28 protein-coding genes are annotated in these 26,262 nt (G+C 46.9%); all 28 read right to left on the bottom strand.

Annotation, left to right across the window (positions count from 1 at the left end; genetic code table 11):
* Positions 1 to 68: 68 nt before the first annotated feature.
* The 28 genes from spoIID to prfA all read right to left on the bottom strand — a co-directional run bounded on the left by spoIID (position 69) and on the right by prfA (position 26,258).
* A complete protein-coding gene (spoIID, locus tag H0266_RS10295) occupies positions 69 to 1,088 on the bottom strand; it encodes a stage II sporulation protein D (RefSeq protein ID WP_181472308.1) in 1,020 nt (339 codons plus the stop codon).
* Positions 1,089 to 1,680: 592 nt separating this feature from the next.
* Positions 1,681 to 2,991: a UDP-N-acetylglucosamine 1-carboxyvinyltransferase gene (murA, locus tag H0266_RS10290; RefSeq protein ID WP_181472307.1), complete on the bottom strand. Its 1,311-nt coding sequence runs from the start codon at positions 2,989 to 2,991 to the stop codon at positions 1,681 to 1,683.
* A gap of 34 nt (positions 2,992 to 3,025) precedes the next feature.
* The gene (locus H0266_RS10285; protein WP_181472306.1) at positions 3,026 to 3,727 is read right to left on the bottom strand and encodes a YwmB family TATA-box binding protein; all 702 of its coding nucleotides are present in this window, start codon (positions 3,725 to 3,727) and stop codon (positions 3,026 to 3,028) included.
* 100 nt (positions 3,728 to 3,827) lie between these two features.
* On the bottom strand, positions 3,828 to 4,025 hold the full coding sequence (locus tag H0266_RS10280; protein WP_425484306.1) for a DUF1146 family protein: 198 nt from the start codon (positions 4,023 to 4,025) through the stop codon (positions 3,828 to 3,830).
* Positions 4,026 to 4,255: 230 nt separating this feature from the next.
* Complete coding sequence (locus H0266_RS10275) at positions 4,256 to 4,660, bottom strand: F0F1 ATP synthase subunit epsilon (protein ID WP_181472304.1); 405 nt, start codon at positions 4,658 to 4,660, stop codon at positions 4,256 to 4,258.
* A gap of 85 nt (positions 4,661 to 4,745) precedes the next feature.
* Positions 4,746 to 6,158 (bottom strand): F0F1 ATP synthase subunit beta, encoded by a 1,413-nt coding sequence (atpD, locus tag H0266_RS10270; RefSeq protein WP_181472303.1) that lies wholly within the window; start codon positions 6,156 to 6,158, stop codon positions 4,746 to 4,748.
* 42 nt (positions 6,159 to 6,200) lie between these two features.
* Positions 6,201 to 7,064 carry a F0F1 ATP synthase subunit gamma gene (locus H0266_RS10265; RefSeq protein ID WP_181472302.1) on the bottom strand — a complete coding sequence of 288 codons (864 nt, stop codon included), beginning with the start codon at positions 7,062 to 7,064 and terminating at the stop codon, positions 6,201 to 6,203.
* Positions 7,065 to 7,193: 129 nt separating this feature from the next.
* Complete coding sequence (atpA, locus tag H0266_RS10260; protein ID WP_181472301.1) at positions 7,194 to 8,702, bottom strand: F0F1 ATP synthase subunit alpha; 1,509 nt, start codon at positions 8,700 to 8,702, stop codon at positions 7,194 to 7,196.
* A gap of 18 nt (positions 8,703 to 8,720) precedes the next feature.
* Entirely contained in the window at positions 8,721 to 9,266 is a 546-nt protein-coding gene (locus H0266_RS10255; protein ID WP_181472300.1) for a F0F1 ATP synthase subunit delta, read from the bottom strand.
* Positions 9,263 to 9,787: a F0F1 ATP synthase subunit B gene (atpF, locus tag H0266_RS10250; protein WP_181472299.1), complete on the bottom strand. Its 525-nt coding sequence runs from the start codon at positions 9,785 to 9,787 to the stop codon at positions 9,263 to 9,265. Before atpF ends, H0266_RS10255 begins: the two co-directional genes overlap by 4 nt.
* A 254-nt stretch (positions 9,788 to 10,041) precedes the next feature.
* The gene (gene atpE, locus H0266_RS10245; protein WP_181472298.1) at positions 10,042 to 10,254 is read right to left on the bottom strand and encodes a F0F1 ATP synthase subunit C; all 213 of its coding nucleotides are present in this window, start codon (positions 10,252 to 10,254) and stop codon (positions 10,042 to 10,044) included.
* 49 nt (positions 10,255 to 10,303) lie between these two features.
* On the bottom strand, positions 10,304 to 11,026 hold the full coding sequence (gene atpB, locus H0266_RS10240) for a F0F1 ATP synthase subunit A (RefSeq protein WP_181472834.1): 723 nt from the start codon (positions 11,024 to 11,026) through the stop codon (positions 10,304 to 10,306).
* A 24-nt stretch (positions 11,027 to 11,050) separates the two neighbouring features.
* On the bottom strand, positions 11,051 to 11,419 hold the full coding sequence (locus H0266_RS10235; protein ID WP_181472297.1) for an ATP synthase subunit I: 369 nt from the start codon (positions 11,417 to 11,419) through the stop codon (positions 11,051 to 11,053).
* Positions 11,420 to 11,608 (bottom strand): AtpZ/AtpI family protein, encoded by a 189-nt coding sequence (locus tag H0266_RS10230; RefSeq protein WP_181472833.1) that lies wholly within the window; start codon positions 11,606 to 11,608, stop codon positions 11,420 to 11,422.
* A 572-nt stretch (positions 11,609 to 12,180) separates the two neighbouring features.
* Positions 12,181 to 14,295 carry a S8 family serine peptidase gene (locus H0266_RS10225; protein ID WP_281374285.1) on the bottom strand — a complete coding sequence of 705 codons (2,115 nt, stop codon included), beginning with the start codon at positions 14,293 to 14,295 and terminating at the stop codon, positions 12,181 to 12,183.
* A gap of 310 nt (positions 14,296 to 14,605) precedes the next feature.
* Positions 14,606 to 15,754, bottom strand: coding sequence for a non-hydrolyzing UDP-N-acetylglucosamine 2-epimerase (gene wecB, locus H0266_RS10220; RefSeq protein ID WP_181472296.1), 1,149 nt, complete (start codon positions 15,752 to 15,754; stop codon positions 14,606 to 14,608).
* Positions 15,755 to 15,783: 29 nt separating this feature from the next.
* On the bottom strand, positions 15,784 to 16,416 hold the full coding sequence (gene upp / locus H0266_RS10215; RefSeq protein ID WP_181472295.1) for a uracil phosphoribosyltransferase: 633 nt from the start codon (positions 16,414 to 16,416) through the stop codon (positions 15,784 to 15,786).
* A gap of 561 nt (positions 16,417 to 16,977) precedes the next feature.
* A complete protein-coding gene (locus tag H0266_RS10210; protein ID WP_181472294.1) occupies positions 16,978 to 18,231 on the bottom strand; it encodes a serine hydroxymethyltransferase in 1,254 nt (417 codons plus the stop codon).
* A 22-nt stretch (positions 18,232 to 18,253) separates the two neighbouring features.
* Positions 18,254 to 18,793 (bottom strand): TIGR01440 family protein, encoded by a 540-nt coding sequence (locus H0266_RS10205; RefSeq protein ID WP_343063281.1) that lies wholly within the window; start codon positions 18,791 to 18,793, stop codon positions 18,254 to 18,256.
* A gap of 133 nt (positions 18,794 to 18,926) precedes the next feature.
* Positions 18,927 to 19,367 carry a ribose 5-phosphate isomerase B gene (gene rpiB, locus H0266_RS10200; protein WP_181472292.1) on the bottom strand — a complete coding sequence of 147 codons (441 nt, stop codon included), beginning with the start codon at positions 19,365 to 19,367 and terminating at the stop codon, positions 18,927 to 18,929.
* A 46-nt stretch (positions 19,368 to 19,413) separates the two neighbouring features.
* Complete coding sequence (locus tag H0266_RS10195) at positions 19,414 to 20,715, bottom strand: methyl-accepting chemotaxis protein (protein WP_181472291.1); 1,302 nt, start codon at positions 20,713 to 20,715, stop codon at positions 19,414 to 19,416.
* 23 nt (positions 20,716 to 20,738) lie between these two features.
* A complete protein-coding gene (locus tag H0266_RS10190) occupies positions 20,739 to 21,350 on the bottom strand; it encodes a low molecular weight protein arginine phosphatase (protein ID WP_181472290.1) in 612 nt (203 codons plus the stop codon).
* A 76-nt stretch (positions 21,351 to 21,426) separates the two neighbouring features.
* A complete protein-coding gene (locus tag H0266_RS10185) occupies positions 21,427 to 21,963 on the bottom strand; it encodes a manganese efflux pump MntP (protein WP_181472289.1) in 537 nt (178 codons plus the stop codon).
* A gap of 61 nt (positions 21,964 to 22,024) precedes the next feature.
* Positions 22,025 to 23,059: an L-threonylcarbamoyladenylate synthase gene (locus H0266_RS10180; protein ID WP_425484305.1), complete on the bottom strand. Its 1,035-nt coding sequence runs from the start codon at positions 23,057 to 23,059 to the stop codon at positions 22,025 to 22,027.
* A gap of 257 nt (positions 23,060 to 23,316) precedes the next feature.
* Positions 23,317 to 23,628, bottom strand: coding sequence for a hypothetical protein (locus H0266_RS10175; protein WP_181472287.1), 312 nt, complete (start codon positions 23,626 to 23,628; stop codon positions 23,317 to 23,319).
* Positions 23,629 to 23,682: 54 nt separating this feature from the next.
* Positions 23,683 to 24,267, bottom strand: coding sequence for a stage II sporulation protein R (gene spoIIR, locus H0266_RS10170; RefSeq protein ID WP_181472286.1), 585 nt, complete (start codon positions 24,265 to 24,267; stop codon positions 23,683 to 23,685).
* Between the two features lie 64 nt (positions 24,268 to 24,331).
* The gene (prmC, locus tag H0266_RS10165; RefSeq protein ID WP_343063257.1) at positions 24,332 to 25,195 is read right to left on the bottom strand and encodes a peptide chain release factor N(5)-glutamine methyltransferase; all 864 of its coding nucleotides are present in this window, start codon (positions 25,193 to 25,195) and stop codon (positions 24,332 to 24,334) included.
* Positions 25,188 to 26,258: a peptide chain release factor 1 gene (prfA, locus tag H0266_RS10160; RefSeq protein ID WP_181472284.1), complete on the bottom strand. Its 1,071-nt coding sequence runs from the start codon at positions 26,256 to 26,258 to the stop codon at positions 25,188 to 25,190. Before prfA ends, prmC begins: the two co-directional genes overlap by 8 nt.
* Positions 26,259 to 26,262 lie beyond the last annotated feature (4 nt).

The raw sequence follows: 26,262 nt of genomic DNA, 5'->3' as shown, positions 1-26,262 counted from the left end.
TCTGAGGGAATATATACATGAGGTGGAAAATTTTTTAATTTAAAAAAGAAAAACCGCACGAGGCGGTTTTAGTTGACGCTATTGCTATCCCCGAGCGCAAGAGAGGCGGTTTGCGTGCTGAGCGGCGATATCTCCGTCCCTTTATAATAGTGGAGGACGATGTCTTTATATGTTTTTCCGGTTTGAGCCATGCCATTCGCTCCATATTGGCTCATCCCTACCCCGTGACCATAGCCTTTTGTTGTAAAAATGATATGATCGCCCTTTTGCTTAATCGTAAAATCACTGGAAGGCAAATCGAAGGCTTCCCTGATTTCTCTACCTGAATACGTTTGATCACCAAACTGCACTTTGTCGACGCGATTGCCCTCTGTTTTCGTCATGGTCGTATTCGCGATGCTCGATACACCTAAGTTTGCCTTAAGCTGTTCAAGCGTAATGATGCGTTGGTCGGTAAACTTAGGTGATTGCTGATCCCAAGGACTTTCAACACTTTTCAAATAAGGGATTTCATTCTCCCAATAATCCTCGGCATTTTCCGTGTATCCATTACTTGTTGAGAAAAAGGCGGCCGTAATAGGCTCACGCTGATACGTAATGATTTCGCCAGCTGTCGCTTTGACGGCTTCATTGATCTTATTCATATTACTGGCGTACGTATCTTGCCAAAGCTGTCTCAATTCTTGATCACTTTTATACACTTGGTGCGTCACCGTGTCAGTCACATCGGCCACTTCTGAGATCGCTTCACCGCTGACTAAATGACGCGTGATGTATGTTCGTGCTGCAAGTGACTGTGCTTTCAATGCTTCAAGCTCGAAGCTTGCTGGCATTTCGGATGCGACAACGCGAGCCACATATGTTTCTAAAGGAACCTCTTCAACACTTCCTCCACTTCTCAAAACTCGAACAGAAAAGGGAGAGATATCGGAGGATAATTCACTCAATTGTTGTTCTTGAGGTGCTTCCTGAACTTGATCCATTTCGTTGGACCCTGTAAAAGGTACGACAATTAACGTTGGTATGATGAGTATGGCCATAAACAGACCACCTACAGCGAGCATTCCTATCCATTTTTCTCTCTTCATCAGCATCCTCCTGGTCATAGAATCGAGGAGATGTAGCTGCCCCCTCTAGTAAATATATATCCAGAAAAGGGAGATGATAGAACCTGTCCAACAAAGTTCCTCTCAAAAAGGTTAGGGTCCTGTTCAATATATAGAAAAGGGTGTCTGATGTAGCCTGGAGCTTGTCCGATTTATGTGAGTGGGTGTCCGAATTGTGCATGCAATTGTCCGATTTGGTGCGAAATGTCCGATTTACCCTGCCGCTTGTCCGAATTCGCGCTCTACTTGTCCGATTTGCCCATCCAGTTGTCTGATATATCACTCTCTTTGTCCGAATGAGGCTGGATGCCTGGTGTTGTCTGGCATTTGTCCGAATTATGTGAGTGGGTGTCCGAATTGGACGTGCCATTGTCCGAATTAATGCGAAATGTCCGATTTAGCCTGCCGCTTGTCCGAATTCGAACTCCACTTGTCTGATATATCACCCACTTTGTCCGAAATCACCGGTCGCCCCACCATCCACACCTCAGCCACAAAGCCAAAATCAAAAAAACAAAAAAAACTTGCCTATTTCAGGAATTACCTGAAATAGACAAGTTTGTGATTGAATATATTATAAGGTCGATAATGATTCGCTAGGCTCGAGTTCTTCTTCAAAGTTATCTACTTCGTTGACACGTTCAATGTCAGCACCAAGTTGTTGAAGTTTCTCTGTGAATGCTACATAGCCACGATCGATATGCTTAAGCTCAGTTACGCGTGTGTACCCTTCTGCGACAAGACCAGCCAATACAAGTGCAGCACCTGCACGAAGGTCTGTTGCGGCTACTTCAGCTCCCTGTAAGAAAGAAGGTCCTTCAACGATTACGCTGCGTCCTTCGATTTTGAGGTGAGCATTCATGCGGCGGAACTCTTCCACGTGCATGAAGCGGTTTTCAAATACCGTTTCAGTGATCACGCTCGTTCCTGTTGCATTAAGCATAAGAGCCATCATTTGAGATTGCATATCTGTCGGGAATCCTGGGTGAGGCATCGTCTTTATGTCAGTGGCCTTCAAGTATTCAGGGCCGATGACACGAATGCCGTTTTCTTCTTCCTGGATTGCTACGCCCATTTCTTCCATTTTGGAAATGACAGAACGAAGGTGTTCTGGCATCGCGCCTTCGATAAGCACGTTACCTCCTGTGATTGCAGCCGCAACCATGAACGTACCTACTTCGACACGGTCAGGGATAATCGTATGCTCACAACCTGTCAGCTTTTCCACTCCTTCGATACGGATCGTTTCTGTACCTGCACCGACAACGCGCGCGCCCATTTTGTTCAAATAGTTCGCTAAGTCGACGATTTCTGGTTCTTTGGCACAGTTCTCAAGAATGGTTTTTCCTTCAGCTAAAGCGGCAGCCATCATGACGTTCTCCGTCGCACCTACACTAGGAACGTCGAAGTACACTTTCGCACCCTTCAGGCGACCTTTCACTTCTGCTTCGATGTATCCGTTACCGACTGTTACTTCAGCACCCATGGCTTCAAAGCCTTTCAGGTGTTGGTCAATCGGGCGGGATCCAATAGCACATCCGCCTGGCAGGGCAACCTTAGCATGGCCATAGCGGGCCAAAAGCGGTCCCAATACAAGAACAGAAGCACGCATTTTTCGAACGTATTCGATTGGAGCTTCAGTCTCTAGTTGACGAGAAGCATCGACAGTGACTGTATTTCCTTCGACATGTACATCAGCGTTCATATGTTTAATCACTTGATTGATCGTAGTTACATCTGCTAAAGCAGGAACTTCATGCAAAACGCTTTTTCCTTCACTTGCAATAATACTTGCTGCGATGACAGGCAGTACGGCATTCTTGGCACCTTCGGCTTTCACGGTACCATTCAGCTGCCTCCCACCACGGACGATGATTTTTTCCAAGGTTCATTCTCCTCCGCGTCCATATTCATTATTATTAATATTCAGCAGTAATAATGGGTGTGCCAATCGTAATGTTTGTCTTCCCGCCCAAAGTTCTTGAAGCGAACTGGACGTTCATCTCTTCATTAAGTAAGGGTAGGGCTTGATCCCATTGGCTACTATGTCCGGATCTGCTAGTCCATCCGTTTTCCGTGACTTCGTCTATAGTTACAATGTTGAATACTTTTTTGAAATTTTGATACACTAAAACATCATCAATGATATCACTAGAGTGAGCTTTAAGACAAGAGAAAATGGTGACATTTTTTGAGAAAAGTCGACTTTTTACAATTTCCATGCGTTTCTTCATCGTTTGGTCTAGAGAGGCAGTTCCCTGTCCTCTGATGGAATAAACCATTTCAGCACTAATTTTTCCATCTATTGGTGTAATCAACGAGAAAGATTCGACAAGTGTCTGTTCTTTATTCGACTGTTCCCACGTCATCTTCGTAGCATGGATCGTGTCATCCGTTGTAAACGATTCTTCGAACAACTGTGAGACTTCTTTTTTTACCATGTCCAAATCCGTCTGCTTCAAAGGCTCTTTCATCGTTAACGTCCACTCATTAACCTGTAGCTGCTCATCCTCAGCAAAGGCTGCGAAATCCTCCAGTTGAGTATCTTCAGCCGTTCCCTGTGGATAAGCACCTGAACTTACAACGACACATGCGACAATCAAAGAAATGATGGTTTTCATTTTTTATGCCTCCCCAAGCATCAACTTACTTACAGTTTGACCTGAGAAGACACCATTCATACGATACAATTCCTAACAACTTTAGACAAGCCCTCTTCTCCTAAAACAAATAAATAAGGTTATTGGACCATGAAATAAAGTCGAGAAAGAAGCGACTGACCGTTGTACCTAGTGCAATAGTAACAAAAATGATGAATACTCTAGCCTCAAAAACGCGATGTTTCCTAAAAAATGCGTCAAAGTTAATAGACTGTACCACTCGCCATGTAATGACGATAAAGATCAAATGGGAAGTCATACTTAGGAGGGCTTCTTCAGCAAAGTATTGTTCCATGGCCTGACACCTCTCTTTTTTTCTTCTTAACATAATAGGACATGAACGAAACAGAAACTGACAAAAGGATCGTGTACTCGTTCATTTCCCGGGCAATAGTGACAAAATAATTTCCTTTTGACGCAATCTTACAGCGATTGCGGTCGAATGCGTATTAGAAAGAACAAAAAACTGCTCTCAAAGATGAAAGCAGTTTAGAAGTTGTTCTCGAAAACGTCCAAACGATTAATGGCTCGTTTGAGGGCCATTTCAGCCCGTTTGAAATCTATGTCGGATTGTTTATCTTGAAGACGGCGCTCGGCACGCTCTTTAGCCATACGGGCACGGTCGATGTCGATATCGGTTGGCTTTTCAGCAGATTGAGCAAGGATCGTCACTTTATCAGGACGGACTTCTAGAAATCCACCGCTGACAGCGATACGATCTGATTTACCTTCGCCTTTAAGACGAACCGCGCTAATTGTCAACGGAGCAACCATAGGGATGTGACCAGGCAAAACACCTAGTTCCCCGCTCTCCGCTTTACAACTAACCATTTCAAATGCATCTTCCAATACCGGGCCATCAGGAGTGACAACACTCACCGTTAGTGTGCTCATAGTAATTCCTCCTTGGGCTTTTCGTGAGTAGCGAGGCGGACTCTAAAGAGAACGCCCCTTATCACGAGTGTAAGCTATGGTTGGTTTATTGCATTTGCTCTGATTTTTCAACGACTTCCTCAATACGTCCAACTAGACGGAACGCATCTTCAGGAATGTCATCGTATTTGCCGTCAAGGATTTCACGGAAGCCTTTCACTGTTTCAGCAACAGGTACATAAGAACCCTTCTGACCAGTGAACTGCTCGGCTACGTGGAAGTTCTGAGAAAGGAAGAACTGTACGCGACGTGCACGGGATACAGTCAACTTATCTTCATCAGAAAGTTCATCCATACCTAGGATGGCAATGATATCCTGAAGTTCTTTGTAACGCTGAAGCGTACGTTGAACTTCACGGGCTACTTCGTAGTGCTCGTCTCCGACGATGTCTGGATCAAGTGCACGGGAAGTAGAGGCAAGTGGATCCACGGCTGGGTAGATACCTTGCTCAGATAGTTTACGCTCAAGGTTCGTCGTTGCATCTAAGTGAGCGAACGTTGTCGCTGGAGCCGGGTCCGTGTAGTCATCGGCAGGTACATAGATCGCCTGGATCGATGTTACGGAACCTTTGTCTGTAGATGTGATACGTTCCTGAAGCTGACCCATCTCTGTAGCAAGTGTCGGCTGGTAACCAACGGCTGATGGCATACGTCCAAGAAGGGCAGATACCTCAAGACCACCTTGCGTGAAACGGAAGATGTTATCGATGAAGAACAATACGTCCTGTCCTTCTTCGTCACGGAAGTACTCGGCCATTGTCAAACCAGACAAGGCAACACGCATACGTGCACCAGGCGGCTCGTTCATCTGACCGAAGACCATCGCTGTTTTCTTGATAACTCCGGAATCTGTCATTTCGTAGTAAAGGTCGTTACCTTCACGAGTACGCTCACCAACACCTGCGAATACGGAAATACCACCGTGCTCTTGTGCGATGTTGTTGATCAATTCCTGGATCAGTACGGTTTTACCTACTCCGGCACCACCGAACAAACCGATTTTACCACCTTTTACATAAGGGGCTAGCAAGTCGACGACTTTGATTCCTGTTTCAAGAATCTCCGTCTCTGTCGCCAGGTTTTCAAACTTTGGAGCTTCACGGTGGATCGGGTCACGACGGACATCCGCACCTAGAGGCTCATCAAGGTCAATATTGTCACCTTCGACATTAAATACACGTCCTAGTGTCACTTCACCTACAGGTACAGAGATCGGCTTCCCTGTGTCTGTAACAGAAGTACCACGCATTACACCATCAGTGGAAGACATGGCTACCGTACGAACGGTGTTGTCACCCAAGTGAAGGGCAACTTCTAATGTTAGGTCGACGCTTTTTTCGTGTTCAGTTTTCGCTTCGTAACTTACGTGTAGGGCATTATTAAGATCAGGGAGCTGGCCATCATCGAACGTTACGTCGACAACCGGTCCCATGATTTGGGTCACGCGTCCATTACTCATCGATTTCCCTCCTAACTTACTGTTCAAAAAATCCGAGAATCCCTATTCGAGGGCAGCTGCACCGCCGACAATTTCGGTAATCTCTTGGGTAATAGCAGCTTGACGTGCACGGTTGTAAGAAAGAGTCAGATCACCGATCAAGTCATCAGCGTTATCTGTCGCACTCTTCATCGCAGTCATACGTGCTGCGTGCTCACTTGCTTTACTATCAAGTAAAGCTCCGTAAATTAAGCTCTCTGCATACTGTGGAAGCAAGACTTCTAAAATGCTTTCTTGGTCCGGCTCGTATTCATAAGAACTTGACGCTGCTTTTTTCTCTTCACTAAAGTCTGTCAAAGGTAAGACCTTCTTCTCCGTCACTTCCTGAGTGATGGCACTGACGTAGTGGTTGTAATAAATGTACAGTTGATCGATTTCTCCATCTGAGAACAGTTGCACTGCATCAGAAGCGATATCCTTAATATCAGCGAAATCTGGTTGGTCAGATATTCCGGTTATATCCATATCGACAGGCATATTACGTTTACGGAAAAAGTCGCGTCCGACACGACCGATCGTAATCAACGTGTATTCATTCGCAGCCGTATGGTGCTGATGAATCTGTTGATACACTTTACGTAGGATACTACTGTTGTAGGCTCCTGCTAGTCCACGATCTGACGTGATGACAAGGTATCCGGTACGTTTTACGTCACGGGATTCAAGCATCGGGTGACTCGCATCGCCGCCACCTTGGGCGATACTCGATACGACTTCTTGAATTTTCTCGCTATACGGAACAAAATTCTTCGCATTCTGTTCGGCACGATTCAATTTAGATGCCGATACCATTTCCATGGCTTTCGTAATTTGCTTTGTCTTCTTAGTGGAAGTAATCCGGCCTTTAATATCTCTAAGGGATGCCACGCTGTTTCACCACCCTTTCTAGCTGGTTCAGTCGGAATCAATCAAACGTTTGTTCAAGAAGTGGTGGAAGGCGGACGTACTCGGTTCGTACGCACCTTTCCGTCGCCTCCTCACTTCATATCGCATAGCTTACTCGCTAGCTACAAATGTTTTCTTGAATGCTTGGACAGCTTCTTTCATATCGTCGTCTTCTGCTAGTTTTCCTGTTTTGCGGATTGTAGCAAGAAGGTCTTTACGGTTATTGTCTAACCAGTTGTGGAATTCAGACTCGAAACGAGTGATATCTCCAACTGGGATTTCATCTAAGAATCCTTTAGTCAATGCATAGATGATCATGACTTGTTTTTCAACGGCTAGCGGCTCGTGCAGGCCTTGCTTCAGTACTTCTACTGTACGGGCACCACGGTTAAGCTTCGCTTGTGTTGATTTATCCAAGTCAGATCCGAACTGTGCAAAGGCTTCTAGCTCACGGTATGATGCTAGGTCAAGACGCAGCGTACCGGCAACTTTCTTCATCGCTTTGATCTGTGCGGAACCACCAACACGGGATACGGATAGACCGGCGTTGATCGCTGGACGCACACCTGAGAAGAAGAGGTCGGACTGCAAGAAGATCTGACCATCTGTGATTGAGATAACGTTCGTAGGGATATAAGCAGAGATGTCGCCTGCTTGTGTTTCTACGAATGGAAGAGCCGTCAGGGATCCTCCACCTTTCGCATCACTCAATTTAGCCGCACGCTCTAGTAAGCGGGAGTGCAAGTAGAATACGTCCCCTGGGAAGGCTTCACGGCCTGGCGGACGACGTAGTAGCAAGGAAAGCTCACGGTAAGCGGCTGCTTGCTTAGACAGGTCATCGTACACAACAAGAACGTGCTTGCCGTTGTACATGAAGTCCTCACCTAGCGTTACACCAGCATAAGGAGCTAGGTAAAGAAGTGGTGCTGGTTGAGAAGCACTCGCGGTTACAACAATCGTGTAATCAAGCGCTCCGTGACGACGCAACGTTTCAACCGTTCCACGAACAGTCGATTCTTTTTGACCGATGGCAACGTAGATACAAACCATATCTTGGTCGTGTTGGTTCAAAATCGCGTCAATCGCAACAGATGTTTTACCTGTTTGACGGTCACCGATGATCAGCTCACGCTGTCCACGTCCAATCGGTACAAGAGCGTCGATCGCTTTGATACCTGTTTGAAGTGGCTCATCAACGGATTTACGATCCATAACACCAGGAGCTGGTGATTCGATCGGACGAGTTCTTGTCGTTTCAATAGCCCCGCGGCCATCCACTGGTTGTCCAAGTGGGTTCACGACACGGCCCAGCATCTCTTCTCCGACTGGAACCTGCATGATGCGGCCTGTACGACGAACTTCGTCGCCTTCTTTAATATCTGTATATGGTCCTAGAATGACAAGACCAACGTTACTTTCTTCTAAGTTCTGTGCCAAACCCATGACACCTGTAGAGAATTCAACGAGCTCTCCGGCCATGACATTATCAAGACCATGAGCACGTGCGATACCGTCACCAACCTCGATAACTGTACCCACATCATTGACTTCTATATCTGTTTCATAGTTTTCAATTTGCTGCTTGATCAGCGCACTGATTTCCTCAGCTTTGATGCTCATGCCATTTCACCCCTATCATCATTTGTTCGCGGAAGTCAATTCGCGCTGCATGCGACGAAGTTTTCCGCTGACGGAACCATCGAAAATGCGATTGCCGATTCGTAAGCGGATACCGCCTATGATCTCGGGATCGACAATGTTTGTCAGGTTCAACGAACGTTTACCGACTTTTGGTGCAAAAGTTTCTGAAATGCGCTGCTTCTCTTTATCAGATAGCTCGCGGACAGAATACACTTCTGCATCAGCCGTACCTTTTGCATCATTCATTCGCTTAATAAAATGAGCGATCATTTCTGGAATGATTTCTTCACGGTGGCGATCAACAAGAAGTTGCAATGTATGTTGTACTTCTTTCGAAAACGGTTTGAATGACTCAGCCACTAACTGTTTCTTCTGATCTAGTGTCACACGTGGATGCTGCAAGACGTGAACCAGTTTCGGATTACTTGCGTAAACTTCACGGACCGTAATCAGTTCTGATTCTAACTGGTGTAGATTCGATCTTTCTTGTCCGAGTTGAAAAAGAGCGTCTGCGTAACGTTTCGCAATGATCGTTTCACTCATCGCTCTTCTCCTGCCTCGTCGATATATTCATTGATCAATTTCTCTTGATCCTGTTCAGACAATTCTTTTTCAATCACTTTGGATGCAATCATAACGGACATTGTCGCCACTTGATCTTTAAGGGCTTGAATCGCTTTATCTCTTTCTTGACCGATCTCTTCGCGAGCAGATTCTTTGATGCGTTCTGCTTCGTTACGAGCGGATTCAAGGATATCGCGTTCCTGCTGTCCTGCTGTTTTACGTGCATCTTCAATGATACTCTGTGCATCTTGGCGTGTCTTCTTCAACTCTTCAGAAGCTTCACGCTGCATGCGCTGAGCTTCTTCACGACTTTTCTCAGCCGTGTTGATCTCATTCGCTACATAATCTTCACGCTCTTTCATCATGTTCATCAATGGTCCCCAAGCGAACATACGTAGAAGAACTAATAATACGATGAAGAAAAATAGCTGAGTGAGCATATCACCGACTAGAAATCCTCCCTCGGCTCCGAGGACAAGACTATTTGTGAATACTTGCACAGTTTTCACTCCTTCCTACACCATCTCGTATCAGGTTTTTCATAAAAGACAAATGAAGCAGCCTAGTATTCTAGGCGGAATCCTGCACTTATGTACAGGAGCTAGACAAGAGAAAAACCCGGCTACAGCTTAAAGTAAGCTGTCGTCGAAGTTTTCTTTCTCTCCCAAAAGGGTATTCAGTTTCTTAAGGTATAAAGCAAAGGCGAAGATCGTTTAATGTGAACTTCGCCAAAAGCGTATAGTGCTCGTCCTACTTACTGACCTAATACGATGAATGCAATTACAACACCGATGATTGGAACTGCCTCTACTAGTGCAACACCAATGAACATTGTTGTTTGAAGTGCAGAACGCAATTCTGGCTGACGCGCAATCCCTTCAACTGTACGACTGACGATAAGACCGTTACCAATACCAGCACCTAGTGCCGCTAAACCTACTGCAATTGCAGCTGCTAAAAGACCCATAATAAAAATCCTCCTCTAATATTTTAAAAATAGTGTTTATGCTTTTATTTTAATGGTCGTCGCTCACTTTGTGAGACATATAAACCATCGTTAACATAACGAAAATGAATGCTTGGATGAAACCGATAAATGTACTGAAGCCCATCCATGCAAGCATCGGAATTGATGCTCCTAAGAATCCTAAGAAGTTCGTTGTTGCCATACCTACAAGCAAGCCTAGTAATATCTCACCTGCATAAATGTTCCCGTATAAACGCAGACCTAGCGTCAGCGTATTCGAGAATTCCTCGATCAATTTGAACGGTAGTAAGAATGGTAGAGGACGTACAAATCCTTTACTGTATTCTTTTCCACCTTTCAACTTCACCCCATAGTAGTGTGTAAGCACAACAACCATCGTGGCGAGTGTCAAGGTAATGCCTGGATCTGCTGTTGGTGATTTCCACCAAAGCGTGTGACCCACAACCCCATTGGTGATGACCCCGAGCATGTTGGAGACGAATACATAGGCGAATAATGTCAATCCTAAAGGCAAGAATAGCTTACCTGTCCGCCAATCCATATTCGAACCGATGATGCCTTTGATAAAGTCGATCAACCATTCGATGAAGTTTTGGTATCCTTTTGGATAGCGCTGCATGTTTCTCGTCGCGGCTACACCAATGATAAATACAAGTAATGATGCGACAAACATCATCAATACGTTAGATAAGTTGAAATCCAACCATGAGATACCGAAAACATCGTTCACTATTGGTGATTCGTGATTCAATCTGTTCACCTACCTTCCATCATGCTAAACTCTTGATTTATTGAAAAGGTAATCTATAAAAATGACAATGTAGGCTGTCATTAAGCCCAATACTACTGAAATCAAATGGAAATATTCTTCATACTGAAGGGCGATGACGACGGCGAGTGCGCCAGATGCCAAACGCGTAAATGTACCGATTCCTCTCACAGACCGATTCTCTGCTGTAGCTTCACCAAGCTTGCGGATTTTTCTTTGCATAAGCCAGAGGTTGTAAAAGCTCAGGATACTTCCTAGTAGAAGTCCGAGGAATATGGGTTGCCACGGTGTGACGGCCCAACCTAGTACTAGTAATGCCAGAAGGTAGAACATCCATTTTCGTTGACGGGCTATCACATGCTGATAAACTTCCATTCAATCGTCTCCCGTGTACGTGCGTACTAAATGAATTGTTCCGTATGTACCTGCTCCTAATCCGAGGAAGATTCCAATGATTAGAAATGTGGGTGATGTGGAGAGCTGACTGTCCAGCCATTTCCCTAGATAAACTCCGACGAGTGGTCCGCCTGCGAGTTGGGAAACGATTGCACTGGTAAGCGCCATTGCTTGAAAAGGCGGCTTCGATCTCACTTATGATCAAACCCTTTCTTAAGGAAGTCGCAACTCATATTTTTTATGAGTTTCAACTTCTTATGAAAACCTTATCATTCCACACTATGTAAGAATACAATAGGGGTCAATTCATGTCAATGCGTTTGTGATTAAAAGTACAAATGTCTGACAAGAATCGATCACATTTTTGTCACAATTATGTCAAAGTATGAGTTTACATGAAAAAGCAGGTTGGAGTACCAATCCAACCTGCTTTTTTAGAGTGCTACTTTCGGTTCTTCAATGTGGGAGGGCAGGTGGTGGAGAAACGACTCCCTTTCCGCAGGCGGCGGTGAGCTTCCTCGAACGCTCCGCGCTCTGCGGGATCTCACCCAAGCCTCAGATCCTGCAGGAGTGTCGCCGTTTATCCACCACCTTATGATGTGTTAGCTGAACCTGCGTATACGTAAGAAGTGTGGGAATCTTGATATGCAACGTTCTGTTTACACTACTTTTATGATGGTGTGTAAAGCTCCACCCCGCGCTACCTTAACATGAAATTGCAGAACCAACACCTACCCTAATCAGTTATTCAGCAACACCGGAAAAGTTTCGCTATATTCTTGGTCGTCCCGTTCAACGGTGACGACAGCTACGTACGCACCTCCAAGATCTCGATCGCCTTTGATCGTTCCTTCGACCATGCCTGCTTCGACATCTTTCAATTCCAACAACTGTCCTGCTGCCATCATCGTTCCGGCGCGGTATAAATCAATCGTGACGTTATCCGCACCTTCTGAGAGGTAAAAACGATAGGTAAGCTCACCATCTAAATTCGGCGATAATTCCAGTCCCGTCACCTTCGCAAAGTCCGCCGATTCCTTCATATATAAATAAGGGATTTCATACGTCTCTGAAAAACTCTCCAGCGTGACATATCCTTGGTGTACCCCATCTTCTACGAAAGCCTTCGATAACCGAAGCTCCACACTCACTTCACGACTCTCGCCTGGACCGATTGTTACGGTTGAAGGCACAGACCACGATTCGCCCGGCTTTATGTTCGGTTGCTTCGCTCGAATTTCGACGGGGTCATCCGTAGGGTTCGTGATGGTGATCACTTTGGTTTCTCTGAAGAATTCATCTTCGATCCGACCAAACTCAAGAGCACCAGGGTCGATCAGGACATCCGGTTCAATCGCTCCTGTCGCATCGATGAATCCAGTACCTTGTTCCGTCGGGAGATAGCCATCAAGCAAATCGGCTGAGCTCATGATCGCTTGCTTCACTTTTGCAGGAGACCAGTCCGGATGTGCCTCTATAACGAGTGCTGCCAGTCCTGCCACGTGCGGCGCCGCCATGCTCGTCCCTTGCAAAGGCGCATATCCGCCTGGCACCGTGCTCATAATGTTGACCCCCGGTGCGACGACGTCCGGTTTGATCGCCCAATTTGTCGTGGTTGGCCCTCTTGAACTGAAGGGTGCCATCTGTTCCCCGAGCGACTCCCATTCCGTCGCGGCCCACTGATCCTTCTGTTCGATGAGCCACTGCCCTTCCTCTTTCGATACAGCCGCAACAGGAATGGGAATCGACAATCCATCCAATGAGCCTTGAAAACGTCCTTTTTCATTATTATAAATGAGAACCGCTTCCGCCCCGGCTTGATAGGCCTTCATCGCTTTTTCAGTAAACGGGATGACACCTCGTTCGAAGACGACGATTTTCCCGCGCACGTCGCCGATTCCTTGTTCTCCCGTACCGGCAAAATGAAGGGGGTACTTTCTTTTCAAGTCCCAATTCTTCGATCCGACCAACGTTTGCACCGGGATTTCCCTCCGAGCGACAGAGAGCACCGCCACCTCAGACGGCAACGCTACCGCTCCGACCGTGATCGCTTCAGAAGATGTCGCCGGCGACCCGACCGTCCACGCATCAGGACCCGAATTCCCAGCCGCCACAATGACGGTCGTCCCGAGCTCGATCGCCCGGTTGACCGCATGCGTCGTCGGCCAGTCCGGACCGTTCACATCGTTACCGAGCGACAAGTTGATGACATCCATTCCCTCTTTCACCGCTTCCTCAAGCGCCGCGATGACCTGCACCGAAGACCCCATGCCACCAGGTCCAAGCGCACGGTACGCATAAATCTCCGCATCCGGCGCCACCCCACGCATCTGTCCGTTCGCACCGATTACGCCCGCCACATGCGTCCCATGCAGCGTCGCTCCGTCGGCCCGCGTTTCCATTGGGTCGTTGTCAAAATCCACCGTATCGAACCCGCCTCGATAGTTGAGCTGCAAATCCGGATGAGCATAATCGATCCCCGTATCGATGACGCCCACCTTGACTCCTTTTCCTGTAAAAGATCCGGCGAGCGGTTCACGAATGATATCGGTCGAAAAAGTAGGTGCCTCTTGTTTTAATGTCGTGTACGTCTGCACCGGATACTGATTCGTGATCGCATCCATACGGGATAGCTTCTCCAGCTCCTCTACCTTCCCTCTTACCGCCACTCCATTGAAAATCGTATCGTACTGCGCGACGATCTCAAGCCTCGGCAATCTCGATTCCACATCTGCGGCAAACTCACTCGGTGAGCCCTCTACCTCAATGATGATCGTCATTTCTTCTTTTACATCAGGTGATGAGAAACCTGCGGCGAACAAAATGGTGGCGAATAACAAACATAAGCGACGCATGAACAGGCTCCTTTTTTCCTTTAGTTTGTGGCGAGATGGCCGGACTATACGTTGATTGAGTTGTAAGGTGAATTTTTGTAAGAGGTAGGATTGCATGCGGCTGCGCGGAATGTTGCTTAAGGACCGTTGTGACGTCAACATGTCTTGAAAAAGGTCTTAAGAGGAATGTTAAAGACACTTTTAGAAATATATGAAATACAAAAGTGCTTTTAAATGATTTTAATGTAACTTTCCATTGATTCGTGCACCGAAAAACGTCTTTAAGAGTTGGAATTCAAAAAAAGAGACCGGGGATCCCGGTCTCTTCCTATTATTCAATCTCAAATGGTTTCGGCTTGTCTTCACGATGCTTGAAGAAGTAACGGATCGCTTCCGCAATGCGTGCGGATGCTTGTCCGTCGCCATAAGGGTTCGATGCTTTTGACATCGCCTTATGCTTCTCATCATCAGAAAGCAACTCGTTGGCTAGATGGAAGATATGGTCTTCATCGGTTCCAGCAAGCTTAAGCGTTCCGGCATCAATGCCTTCCGGGCGCTCTGTCGTGTCACGAAGGACGAGGACAGGCACACCAAGGGATGGCGCTTCTTCCTGGACGCCACCTGAATCGGTCAAAATCAAATGAGCGCGAGAAGCGAAATTGTGGAAATCGATGACGTCGAGCGGATCGATCAGCTTGATGCGCTCGTCATTTCCGAGAATTTCGTCCGCTGTCTCTTTGACGACAGGGTTCAAGTGAACAGGGTACACGACTTGGACATCGTCATGTTCCTCGACGAGGCGTTTAATCGCGCGGAACATTTGCTTCATGTTATTCCCGAGATTCTCACGGCGGTGTGCCGTCATGAGGACGAGACGTTTGTCGCCGACTTCATCAAGAATTTCGGAAGCGTAGTCGCTATTGACGGTTGTCTGCAACGCGTCTATCGCGGTATTCCCTGTAACGAAAATGTGATCTTCCGACTTATTTTCACTCAGTAAGTTATCACGCGACTTGTTTGTCGGAGCAAAATGCAGGTCCGCCATAACCCCCGTCAGCTGACGGTTCATTTCTTCCGGGAACGGAGAATACTTGTCCCACGTGCGAAGGCCAGCTTCGACGTGTCCGACGGGAATTTGGTTGTAGTAAGCCGCTAGAGAAGCAGCAAACGTTGTCGTCGTATCGCCATGAACGAGAACGACATCCGGCTTCGTTTCCTTCATCACTTCATCGAGTCCTTCAAGCGCACGCGTCGTTACCTGCGCCAACGTTTGACGGGACTTCATGATGTCCAAGTCGTAATCAGGCTTGATATCAAAGATGTTCAACACTTGGTCGAGCATTTCGCGGTGCTGTGCCGTGACGGTCACAATCGGTTCGAATTGTTCGGATCGTTTTTTCAGTTCAAGAACAAGTGGCGCCATCTTGATCGCTTCTGGTCTTGTTCCGAAAATCGTCATTACTTTTATGCGGTCAGACATACGTTGTCGGCCTCCCCATGCTTCGTCGCTTATTTCGTTCCATACAAACGGTCACCAGCGTCGCCGAGACCTGGTACGATGTAGCCTTTTTCGTTCAGTTTCTCATCGAGAGCGGCTAAATAGATGTCGACATCCGGGTGTTCTTTTTGCACAGCTTCGACACCTTCAGGAGCTGCCACTAAGCACATCAAACGGATTTGGCGTGCTCCACGTTTCTTAAGGGAATGAATCGCTTCATTGGCAGATCCACCTGTAGCCAGCATCGGATCGATGACAATCAGTTCACGTTCTTCAATATCACTAGGAAGCTTGACATAGTATTCGACCGGTTGCAGCGTTTCCGGATCGCGGTAAAGGCCGACGTGTCCGATTTTTGCTGCTGGAATCAATTGAATGATGCCGTCCACCATGCCTAGACCGGCACGAAGGATAGGGACAAGACCTATTTTCTTCCCTGTCAGGACTTTGGCTTTCGCTTCTGAAACGACAGGTGTGTCAATCGCTACCTCTTCTAGTGGCAGATCGCGCGTGATTTCAAACGCCATCAAGGCCGCTACTTCGTCAACGAGCTCACGGAAGTCTTTCGTTCCGGTTTCCTTTTTACGTATGTAAGTCAGTTTGTGTTGAATTAATGGATGATCCAGTACGTATACCTTTCCCATTGCCGATCACTCCTTCTCGTAGTTTACATCCTTTAAATTGTACTTAAAATACAGGCAGACTGCAACCCAGGTGGCAAGTTCGTTCTATTTTCCCACTTTCGTCTGATATTAATCAAACGTTTGACCAATTTTCTAGGGGGGGAGAGGAATGTTTCGTCTTCAGAGTATGAGATAAGGTGGCCCGGTGAAATGGCGCGCTTTCCGTGGGGCGTGCGCTAAGCCTCCTCAGGCTATCGCCTTGCGGGGTCTCACCTGTCCCACAGATCCCACAGGAGTCGCACCATTACCCCAACCACCTTTCCGAAAATAGTTGGACGAAACAGACCTGCTAGTCATATCCTTTTCCTAGAAAGTGTTTCCAACGCAGATTGGTGGTGGATTTTTTATGAATTGTGGCTGGGAGTGAAGGGGAAATAGGTAGACTCCTGCGGGAAAAAGGAACAGGCTGAGACCCCGCAGAGCGATAGCTCGAGGAGGCTCAGCGTAAACTATTTCCCCTTCACTCCCTTCTCTATCCAAACAGAAAAGTAGCCACTAGCTTGGGCTAGTGGCTACTTGGGTTTAGGAAGAATGAACGAGCGATTGGTAGAGTGGGAAGCGGGAAGTCAGGGCGTGAACACGCTTCTCGGCTTCTTTCATTTTCGCTTCATCTTCATGATGCTCAAGGGTGAAGGCGATCAACTCTGCAATCTCGTCCATTTCTTCCTCTTTGAAGCCACGGCTAGTCACGGCAGCGGTACCGATACGGATTCCGCTTGTCACGAACGGGCTTTCTGGGTCGAATGGAATACCATTTTTGTTTGTTGTAATTCCGATTTCGTCGAGCGCTTTTTCTACGACTTTACCTGTCAGTCCTTTATCAAGTAGGTTCAACAGCAATAGGTGGTTGTCCGTTCCGCCTGAAACGAGTTTCACACCATTTGCAGACAATGATTCGCCAAGGCGCTTGGCGTTTGCGATGATTTGTCTGCAGTACTGTTTGAATTCCGGCTGCAGGGCTTCTTTGAAAGCGACGGCTTTTGCTGCGATGACGTGCATCAATGGGCCACCTTGCATGCCAGGGAAAACGGACTTGTCGATTTTCTTCGCGAATTCTTCCTGACAAAGGATCATTCCGCCACGTGGACCACGCAGGGTCTTGTGTGTCGTCGTCGTAACAAAATGAGCATGAGGAACAGGGTTCGGGTGAAGACCCGTTGCGACAAGGCCTGCGATATGAGCCATATCGACCATCAAGTAGGCCCCGACTTCATCTGCGATTTCACGGAATCTTGCAAAATCAATTTCACGAGGGTAGGCGCTGGCACCTGCGACGATCAACTTCGGCTGCACTTCTTTCGCTTTGGCAAGAACAGCATCATAATCGATGACTTCTTCATCTTCTGTGACACCATATTCTTCAAAGTTATAAAGTTGACCACTGAAGTTCACCGGGCTACCGTGCGTCAAGTGACCACCATGGTTCAAGTTCATTCCAAGAACCGTATCTCCGTGCTCGAGTACCGTGAAGTAAACGGCCATGTTCGCTTGAGCACCAGAGTGAGGCTGAACGTTCGCATGATCAGCTCCGAATAATTCTTTTGCACGGTCACGCGCCAAGTTTTCTACGACATCGACGTGCTCGCAACCTCCGTAATAACGACGGCCCGGGTAACCCTCCGCGTATTTATTGGTAAGGACAGAGCCCATCGCTTCCATGACCGCTTCGGATACAAAGTTTTCGGAAGCAATTAACTCAATGTTGTCCTGTTGGCGTTTTTGTTCAGCGTTGATTGCTGCAAATACTTCTTGGTCTGTTGATTTCACATTCATCATTTAACCGTTCCCCTTTCCATTCCTAATCACAAGAACCTTCGACTTGATCGACTTCATAGACAGCTCTAGCCCCACCGATGAGTGGAGGCCTCGTTTTTGCAGCCGTGACGTGCGCTTCACCAATCGTCTTCTGTTGAATGCGAAGCGGAACAGCTACGCGTTTCAAATGCATCCCGATCAGTGTATCTCCGATATCCATGCCACCCTCTGCCTGGATCATTTCGACTAATACAGGATCATCCATCTGTTTATAGGCGAACGATGCCATCGACCCCCCCGCTTTCGGTACGGGAATCGCAGATACTTCTGTGTATCCTTTGGCTTCGGCAACGGCACGCTCGATGACCAGTGCGCGATTCAAATGTTCACAACATTGAAAAGCCAAGTGCACTCCCGTTTGCTCGGCTAAATCGCGTAATCCTGTGTAGACGGCCTCAGCAATCGCCACGTTTCCGGATGTCCCGATCCGTTCCCCGGCGATTTCACTCGTCGAACAACCGATGACAAAAAGACCTGGTTTCACAGACTCACTCGCTATGAGCTGAGTTACGACATTTTTCACATCGGATTGAATAGCTGCCACATCTGTCACGGTTCATTCCTCCTCTGCATTTACAAAAAGGAGAAGCATACCGCTCCCCCTTTTCAATTCAGCCTCAGCGCTCGGACGCTTCCGCTATCTATATCCCATTGTATTATTTATTTTCGTATTCGGCAATCTTGCCTACACGTGTTGCGTGACGACCGCCTTCATACTCTGTCGTCACCCATGTTTCGGCTATTTCTCTTGCCAATCCCGGGCCAATCACGCGTTCTCCCATGCATAATACATTCGAATCATTGTGCTGACGTGTCGCTTTTGCCGTAAATAAATCGTGAACGAGTGCGGCACGAATCCCTTTGACTTTGTTCGCAGAAATGGACATACCGATGCCCGTCCCACAAATGAAGATACCTTTATCAAATTCCCCGTCCGCTACACGTTCCGCTGCTGGAAACGCATAATCCGGATAATCGACAGAACCTTCACAATCACAACCGATGTCTTCAAAATCAATGTTCAATTGTGCTAACATGTCGGCCACTTCTTGGCGTAAATTCACGCCTCCGTGGTCTGAAGCAAGTATGACTTTCATCCGTTTTTCACACCCAATCGTCTATAATCACTTATATCGTGACAGGTTACTTGTTCTCTGTCAATCGGAAGCGGTGAATTTGATCTTTTAGACCTTGTGCCTGTCTTTCCAAGGCATTCGCGAGTTCGTCCATATTCTCGATCACGCTCGTTTGTTCCTGAATGGACGCACTGACTTCTTCCGCTCCTGCTGACGTCTCTTCCGCTACAGCGGCGACATCCTGTGATTGCTTAGCTGATTTCTGGATAGATGTGAGTTGCTTCTCCACGATTTCAGATATATCTTGTATGGCTAGATCTACATCATTTACGGAGTTGTTCATAAGTTGAATGGCTTGGGTCGTCTCTTGTCCTTTTTCCGCTTCTTTCGTCGAGCGCTCCATTTGCTGATTCATTTGAGTCACGACTAGCGCGACATCGGATTGGATGGTCCCGATCAAGCCTGAAATCTTCTGAACGGACGATGCACTTTGATCGGCAAGCTTCCTGACTTCATCGGCGACGACTGCAAAGCCTTTTCCATGCTCGCCTGCTCTTGCTGCTTCTATGGAAGCATTCAATGCGAGAAGGTTCGTTTGTTCTGAAATATCACCTACTAAGCTGATGATATGTTCGACTTCTTGAGCATTCTGGTTTAAACGCGCGACATCTTTCAACGATTGTTCTTGTTCATTCGCGACTTGTTGGATTCCTTGGATCAGTTCGTGGACAGATTTCTCTGAATCCATCAAAACGCTCATCATTTGGTTCGATTTCATTCTAGACTGCTGCGCTTTTTGCTGCACTTGATCGGCAAGAGCGGTCGCTTCCTCAACAGATTCCGCATTTTGTTGAACGGATGAAGCGGACATTTCCGCTCCTTTCGAAATCTCTTGTGTGGTGAGACTGATCATACGCGCCTGTTCTGTCGCTTGATCGGCCGCCGTCTTTAAATGGATGACAGATTGGTTGGTGCCTTCAAAATGGCGGTCGATGTTTTCAATTACATGGCTCAAATGATCGATCATCGAATTGAAGGCGAGCGACAATGAGCGGATTTCATCATCTGATTTCGGAACAGATACACGTTCCGTCAAGTTTCCATCCGCCGCAAGTGAAGCTACTTTTTCCAATCGATTCAAAGGGCGGGTGATAAATCCGGACATGAAAAAGCCCAGGACCCCTGACCAGAAGATCCCGAGAAGTAGAGTGATGATGGTAAAGGTCTGTTCCGAAATGGCCCAGAATGATTGGACCGCATCATGCAAACCATAGATGAATAGAGCGGTGAAGGAATATGTAACGATCGCTAGCCCTGTAATGAACAAGACTAACTTTAAACGAAGGCTGAACTTGTACTGCTTGGACAATGGAACCCCTCCTGAAGAACTAGTTAGTTATCTTTATTTTCTAACTTTCTTACTAGAAGTTCAATGTGTTTTTCCAATTCATCACGTGTTTCACGGTAAATGTTCACATTTCCGCCAAAAGGGTCACTGATATTGATATCTGGAAAACTACGTTCCATTTCTTCGATCTTGCGCATATCTTCTTCTAACTCTCGGTTCAGCTTCTCTTCCATTTGACGGCTACTCAACTTGTCCATGCCTTCGCGCAATATATGTGACCGTTTCTCCTCAAACGTTGAGTAAGATTCTTTCAATTCCTGCCACTTCAGATCATCGACTAGAACGTATTCTTTCAATGTATAGTATTTGCTTTCGTAGTTCGGATATTGAAGAGTCAGCGTCTGTTTATGACGATCGGTCATCGTCAGCACAAGATCAGCCCACTCAAGCATTTCTTCTGTAATCTGAGACGTTTCATGATCCAATGTCAGGTTCTTCTCCCGTAGTACCACTTCGGAATTGCTTGCCATCGGTTCTCCTCTTCCTGCAAAGACACCTGCTGATTTTACACTTTCTTTCGGCCATTTCGCTTTCATGATTGCCTCAGCCATTGGACTGCGACACGTGTTCCCTGTACAAACAAATAGTATATTCATGACATTCCTACTCCTTACAATAGTCCGTTTTTTTCATCATATCATACGTACAGTCTCAACTGAATGGAGTTGTCCTTTAAAATATGGCGTTCAAACCAAGGGCGCACAAGATGCTGCCTCCGAGTAGTTCACTGTATGTGCCAAGAAGTGCTCCCGCTCTCCTGCCAAGGACAAAACCAGCCCATGTCAACGCCATACTGAATAACCCGAATGAAAGGACGGAAACCCATACTTCCGCATCACGAAGACCTAAGCTGAATCCAACTGGGAAACTATCAATGCTTACGCTTAACGCAAATAACCATAAACCGGCTCCCGCTAATGTATAGGCCGCTGAATGCTTTTCCGTCAATGAAGCGAATACGGTGTAACTTCCGAGTCCGAATAACATGGCTCCCCCGGCGACCGTCGCCCACTGACTCACGCCGGATGACATCCATTGACCGAGTAGCATCCCGAGGCCCGGCATCACGATATGGGCGATGCCCACAACGATTCCGGCGATGAACGCATGCTTCAACCGAACCGACTGCATCCCCATGCCGAGCGACACGGAGAACGCATCCAACCCCAAAGCAATCGATAATAAAACTAAAGATGTTACCTGCTCCAATGAAAGAAGCCCCCTCCCTGCAATACCTCTATCAAGATATGCAGGCAAGAAGGCTTGTATGCTAGGACGGTTGGATGACGTTGACCGCTGCTTTCTGTAACCGGTTCATAACAGCAGCCCCGACTCCCGATTCATCAAAGACTTCGGTTACAATGATATCCACTTCCGACTTTTTGAATTCTCTTAATGCATGGTATAGCTGACCCGCGACCTCTGCCATGTTCAAGCGGGAACCACAAGTGATGATGCGCTCATGGGAGAGTTGTTCGGCCAGTTCTCTGCTCGCGATGACACCAATGCGATGTCCCTCTTCCTTCAAACGTTCCACCTGTTCAAGGAAAAATTCATCCGTTCCTTCTATGAGGTACAGCGGGGCTTCGGGAGCATAATGCGTGTATTTCATCCCTGGTGACTTCGGTTTGTTATTCTCATCAGCAAGTGCAGGGTCGACCGCTACATGAGGAAGTACAGTTTCCAATTGCTCTTTTGTAATCCCACCGGGCCTTAGAATGACCGGGACGTTAGATGTACAATCGAGCACCGTCGATTCGAGTCCGACGCCTGTCGTTCCCCCGTCTAAAATGCCAGCCACTCGTCCGTCCAAGTCTTGCTTCACGTGTAACGCCTGTGTCGGGCTCGGACGACCGGAGCGATTCGCACTCGGAGCGGCGAGCGGTTTCTCCGTCGCTTTCAATAAGGAAAGCGCCAGGGGGTGATCCGGCATTCGAATACCGATCGTAGTCAATCCAGCTGTTACATTTTTAGCTGCTTCCCCGTTACTTTCGAGGATCAAGGTGAGAGGGCCCGGCCAGAAAGTATCCATTAAAAGATGAGCAACATCAGGGATATGAGAGACCAGCCTGTCCACTTGTTCCTTCGTGGCCACGTGGACAATCAACGGATTATCCGCCGGGCGTCCTTTGGCTTCGAAAATTCGTTGGACGGCGACCTCGTCGGTTGCATCTGCTCCGAGTCCATACACCGTTTCTGTCGGAAAAGCGACGACTTCTTGATGGTTTAATAGATTCGCCGCCTCCCTGACATGAGGATCATTTGGATTGTCTGGTTCAGCCGGTTTCCACATTCTTGTTTGCATACTCATCATTGATACTCCTTTTCCTACTCATGATCATTGTTCATACACCATTCGACGAAATGTAATTAGTCCCATTATATCCAATCTACATGTTTTGGCAAATTTCGACGTTATTCACAAGATGTCCTCAAGTTATCCACAGACATACCCACATATCCAAAGAATCCGTTAGTAATTTTCCTAACTCTACTAACACTATTCACACTTAATCCACAGACAATGAACAATTTGTGCATAAATTAACCACTTATGCACATTCAAACGTGGACAACTTGATATTTCCACAAACGGTTTTCGACATCTTCGAGTACAAACTGTTGATGTTGTAGAAGAAAGTCGAGGGAATCTGAGTGGCTTTCCACATACAAGTTCGTAATGTTCTCTTCTTTCGCGTAGGCTTGGATCAGTTCGAAAATGGCGAGCACTTGGCCTGCAGATACTTGTTCAGACACGTGAAGCTTTTCAATTTTCCTAGCTCCGTCTCCAGATTTCAGCAAGCGAAAGTTTCCGATTACATCAGACTCTCTTTTCAAATGATAGAGCTCTTCTTCGACTTTTTCGATATACATACAATATCCACATCCCTTCTCTGTTAATCTATGAGATCGGATGTGGACAATATGCTAGGAAAAGAGCTTTTCCCATAATGTAAGAACGAAAAATTGCACGTCTTCCTCTTCTTCCTGCTCTTCTTCAACAGGCTCTTCCGCTACACTCGTTCCATTCGAAAAGTCCAGGAAGCAAAGAGGCGGAAATAGTACGCACCACCAGTTATCGCCTTTTCCTTCCCCGATGGTAATCAAAATCGCTTCATAATCGCCTGCTGGGTAGATATAGGATCCATACAACTTCGTAGGAAACGAAACGTTCGAGTCATAATCCGCTGAATAATCATCTTCTATCCCTTGCTCAGCCAATGTATCACCAACAATTTTCTGAATGTTTGGAATCCGCTGTTGAATCAATTGTCGAGCCGCTTCAATAGACGTGAGGTCCTCGACCCATACGGTAATCTCTTCATTTACACGATCACGGACAAGACGTTTGATCTCTTGATCTTTCTCAGCATTGCTATCCGCTAAAATCCTTAATCGGATGGCTTCATCAGGAATGACTTGATATTCACGTTCCGCCTCTGTTTGCTTACCCCAAGGTAAAACCGTAAGAATAATGATAATAGATAATAATAAGAGCACGCTGTTTTTCATCGGTATTTCCTCCCCATCTGCTTCTAGTCGCTAGTATGGGCAGGAAATAACAATGATAAACCTATTAATCTCTTAAAGTTGCAAAAACCATCCGGTCTTTTCCGTTCAAATCTTTTCTAATTTCAACTATATACAGGGGAAGTTCGCTATCCAACAGCCTTTTTACTTGCTCGCCTTGTTCGTGTCCGATTTCAAACGCGATGAGACCGGGGGGATGTTCTTCTTGTTTCACTTGTTTGATGATCGTTTGATAGGCAGCCAATCCATGATTTTGAGCAAACAGGGCAAGCTCAGGATCAAAGTCTGTGACTGTATCATCCATCGCCTCCTTTTCGTCCCAATCGATATAAGGGGGATTCGAAATGAGGACGTCGAACGGTCGGCCTGCTACCGGTTCTAGAAAATCACCTTGGGCAAAGTGAACGTCGACTTCATGGATTTCAGCATTGTGCCGAGCCATAGCCAGTGCGTCTGCCGATAAATCTGTTGCCGTCACCTGCGATTGTGGATACTCGAGAGCGGTTGTAATGGCAATGACCCCACTACCTGTTCCGAGGTCCACAACGGACGGATGCTCCAATTTCTGTTTTTTCATCCAATCGACAACGCCTACGACAAGCTCTTCTGTTTCCGGCCTCGGGATGAGGACATCTCCACTGACTTTGAAATCACGTCCATAAAAAGGGGCATAGCCGATGATGTGCTGAACGGGGCGGCCTGTAGTAGCGTGCTCTTGGACGCTTGTCACAAACTCTGCGCGCACTTCTTCAGGGAATGGATCACGTGCTCTCGCCAAAAGTTGAGCAAATGAAAGGTTCAAGTAATGTTCTAACAAAAGGTCGGCGACACGTGGTTCACGATTGTTTTCCCGCAAAAAAACGGAAGCCCTCTGACGGGCTTCCTCCACAGTCGTAAACGTATTATCCACCGATTTGCTCCAATTTCTTCGTTTGCTCTTCGATGAGAAGGGCATCGACTATTTCGTTCATGTTCCCTTGAAGAATTTGGTCCAGCTTCTGAATCGTCAACCCGATACGGTGATCCGTGACACGTGTTTGCGGGAAATTGTACGTACGGATACGCTCGGAACGGTCACCTGTACCCACCGCGGATTTACGGCTTTCATCAAGTTCAGCTTGCGCTTCGCGCTGGAACTTATCATAAATACGGGCACGAAGGACTTTCATCGCTTTTTCTTTGTTCTTGATTTGAGATTTCTCATCCTGACAGGAAACAACGATTCCAGTCGGTTCGTGAGTCAAACGGACGGCAGACATCGTCGTGTTTACACTTTGACCACCCGGTCCACTGGAAGCGAAGGTATCGACACGAATGTCATTGTCGTGTACTTCGACCTCTACTTCTTCCGCTTCAGGCATAACGACAACCGTCGCTGTTGATGTATGGATACGACCGCCAGATTCTGTTTCTGGCACACGCTGCACACGGTGAGCCCCATTCTCAAACTTGAGCTTGGAGTAGGCACGTTCACCGCTCACCATAAAGATGATTTCTTTATAACCGCCGACGTCATTGGTATTCGCTTCAATGACTTCAGTCTTCCACCCTTGCATCTCTGCATAACGGGCGTACATACGGTAAAGGTCTCCTGCGAATAGAGCGGCTTCATCGCCACCCGCTGCACCGCGGACTTCCATGATGACGTTCTTATCATCGTTCGGATCTTTCGGCAGCATCAGAATTTTCAGGCGTTCTTCTAATTCATGTTTCTGCTCCGAAAGCTCGTTGATCTCTTCCTTCACCATTTCTGCCATATCATCATCAAGTTTATCCTCAAGCATGGCCTTGGCATCACTGAGCTGTTCTGTGACTTCTTTGTACTCGCGGTAAGCAGCCACAGTCTCTTGAAGGCCAGATTGTTCTTTTGAATATTCTCGAAGTTTATTTGTATCAGAAATGACCTCAGGATCACTCAATAATTCATTCAGTTTCTCATATCGATCTTCTAATGTTTGTAACCGTTCGATCAATGGT

The organism is Halobacillus locisalis, from assembly GCF_013694105.1.
Lineage (GTDB): Bacteria > Bacillota > Bacilli > Bacillales > Halobacillaceae > Halobacillus > Halobacillus locisalis.
The sequence above is the reverse complement of the archived record's forward strand: the minus strand, read 5'-3'. Positions and strand labels throughout refer to the sequence as shown.

Coding starts and splice junctions, on each gene's coding strand:
- spoIID (WP_181472308.1), bottom strand. CDS start 1,088: ATGAAGAGAGAAAAATGGATAGGAATGCTCGCTGTAGGTGGTCTGTTT.
- H0266_RS10285 (WP_181472306.1), bottom strand. CDS start 3,727: ATGAAAACCATCATTTCTTTGATTGTCGCATGTGTCGTTGTAAGTTCA.
- H0266_RS10280 (WP_425484306.1), bottom strand. CDS start 4,025: ATGACTTCCCATTTGATCTTTATCGTCATTACATGGCGAGTGGTACAG.
- H0266_RS10275 (WP_181472304.1), bottom strand. CDS start 4,660: ATGAGCACACTAACGGTGAGTGTTGTCACTCCTGATGGCCCGGTATTG.
- atpD (WP_181472303.1), bottom strand. CDS start 6,158: ATGAGTAATGGACGCGTGACCCAAATCATGGGACCGGTTGTCGACGTA.
- atpA (WP_181472301.1), bottom strand. CDS start 8,702: ATGAGCATCAAAGCTGAGGAAATCAGTGCGCTGATCAAGCAGCAAATT.
- H0266_RS10255 (WP_181472300.1), bottom strand. CDS start 9,266: ATGAGTGAAACGATCATTGCGAAACGTTACGCAGACGCTCTTTTTCAA.
- atpE (WP_181472298.1), bottom strand. CDS start 10,254: ATGGGTCTTTTAGCAGCTGCAATTGCAGTAGGTTTAGCGGCACTAGGT.
- H0266_RS10235 (WP_181472297.1), bottom strand. CDS start 11,419: ATGGAAGTTTATCAGCATGTGATAGCCCGTCAACGAAAATGGATGTTC.
- H0266_RS10230 (WP_181472833.1), bottom strand. CDS start 11,608: ATGGCGCTTACCAGTGCAATCGTTTCCCAACTCGCAGGCGGACCACTC.
- H0266_RS10225 (WP_281374285.1), bottom strand. CDS start 14,295: ATGCGTCGCTTATGTTTGTTATTCGCCACCATTTTGTTCGCCGCAGGT.
- wecB (WP_181472296.1), bottom strand. CDS start 15,754: ATGTCTGACCGCATAAAAGTAATGACGATTTTCGGAACAAGACCAGAA.
- upp (WP_181472295.1), bottom strand. CDS start 16,416: ATGGGAAAGGTATACGTACTGGATCATCCATTAATTCAACACAAACTG.
- H0266_RS10210 (WP_181472294.1), bottom strand. CDS start 18,231: ATGATGAATGTGAAATCAACAGACCAAGAAGTATTTGCAGCAATCAAC.
- rpiB (WP_181472292.1), bottom strand. CDS start 19,367: ATGAAAGTCATACTTGCTTCAGACCACGGAGGCGTGAATTTACGCCAA.
- H0266_RS10190 (WP_181472290.1), bottom strand. CDS start 21,350: ATGAATATACTATTTGTTTGTACAGGGAACACGTGTCGCAGTCCAATG.
- H0266_RS10180 (WP_425484305.1), bottom strand. CDS start 23,059: ATGCAAACAAGAATGTGGAAACCGGCTGAACCAGACAATCCAAATGAT.
- H0266_RS10175 (WP_181472287.1), bottom strand. CDS start 23,628: ATGTATATCGAAAAAGTCGAAGAAGAGCTCTATCATTTGAAAAGAGAG.
- spoIIR (WP_181472286.1), bottom strand. CDS start 24,267: ATGAAAAACAGCGTGCTCTTATTATTATCTATTATCATTATTCTTACG.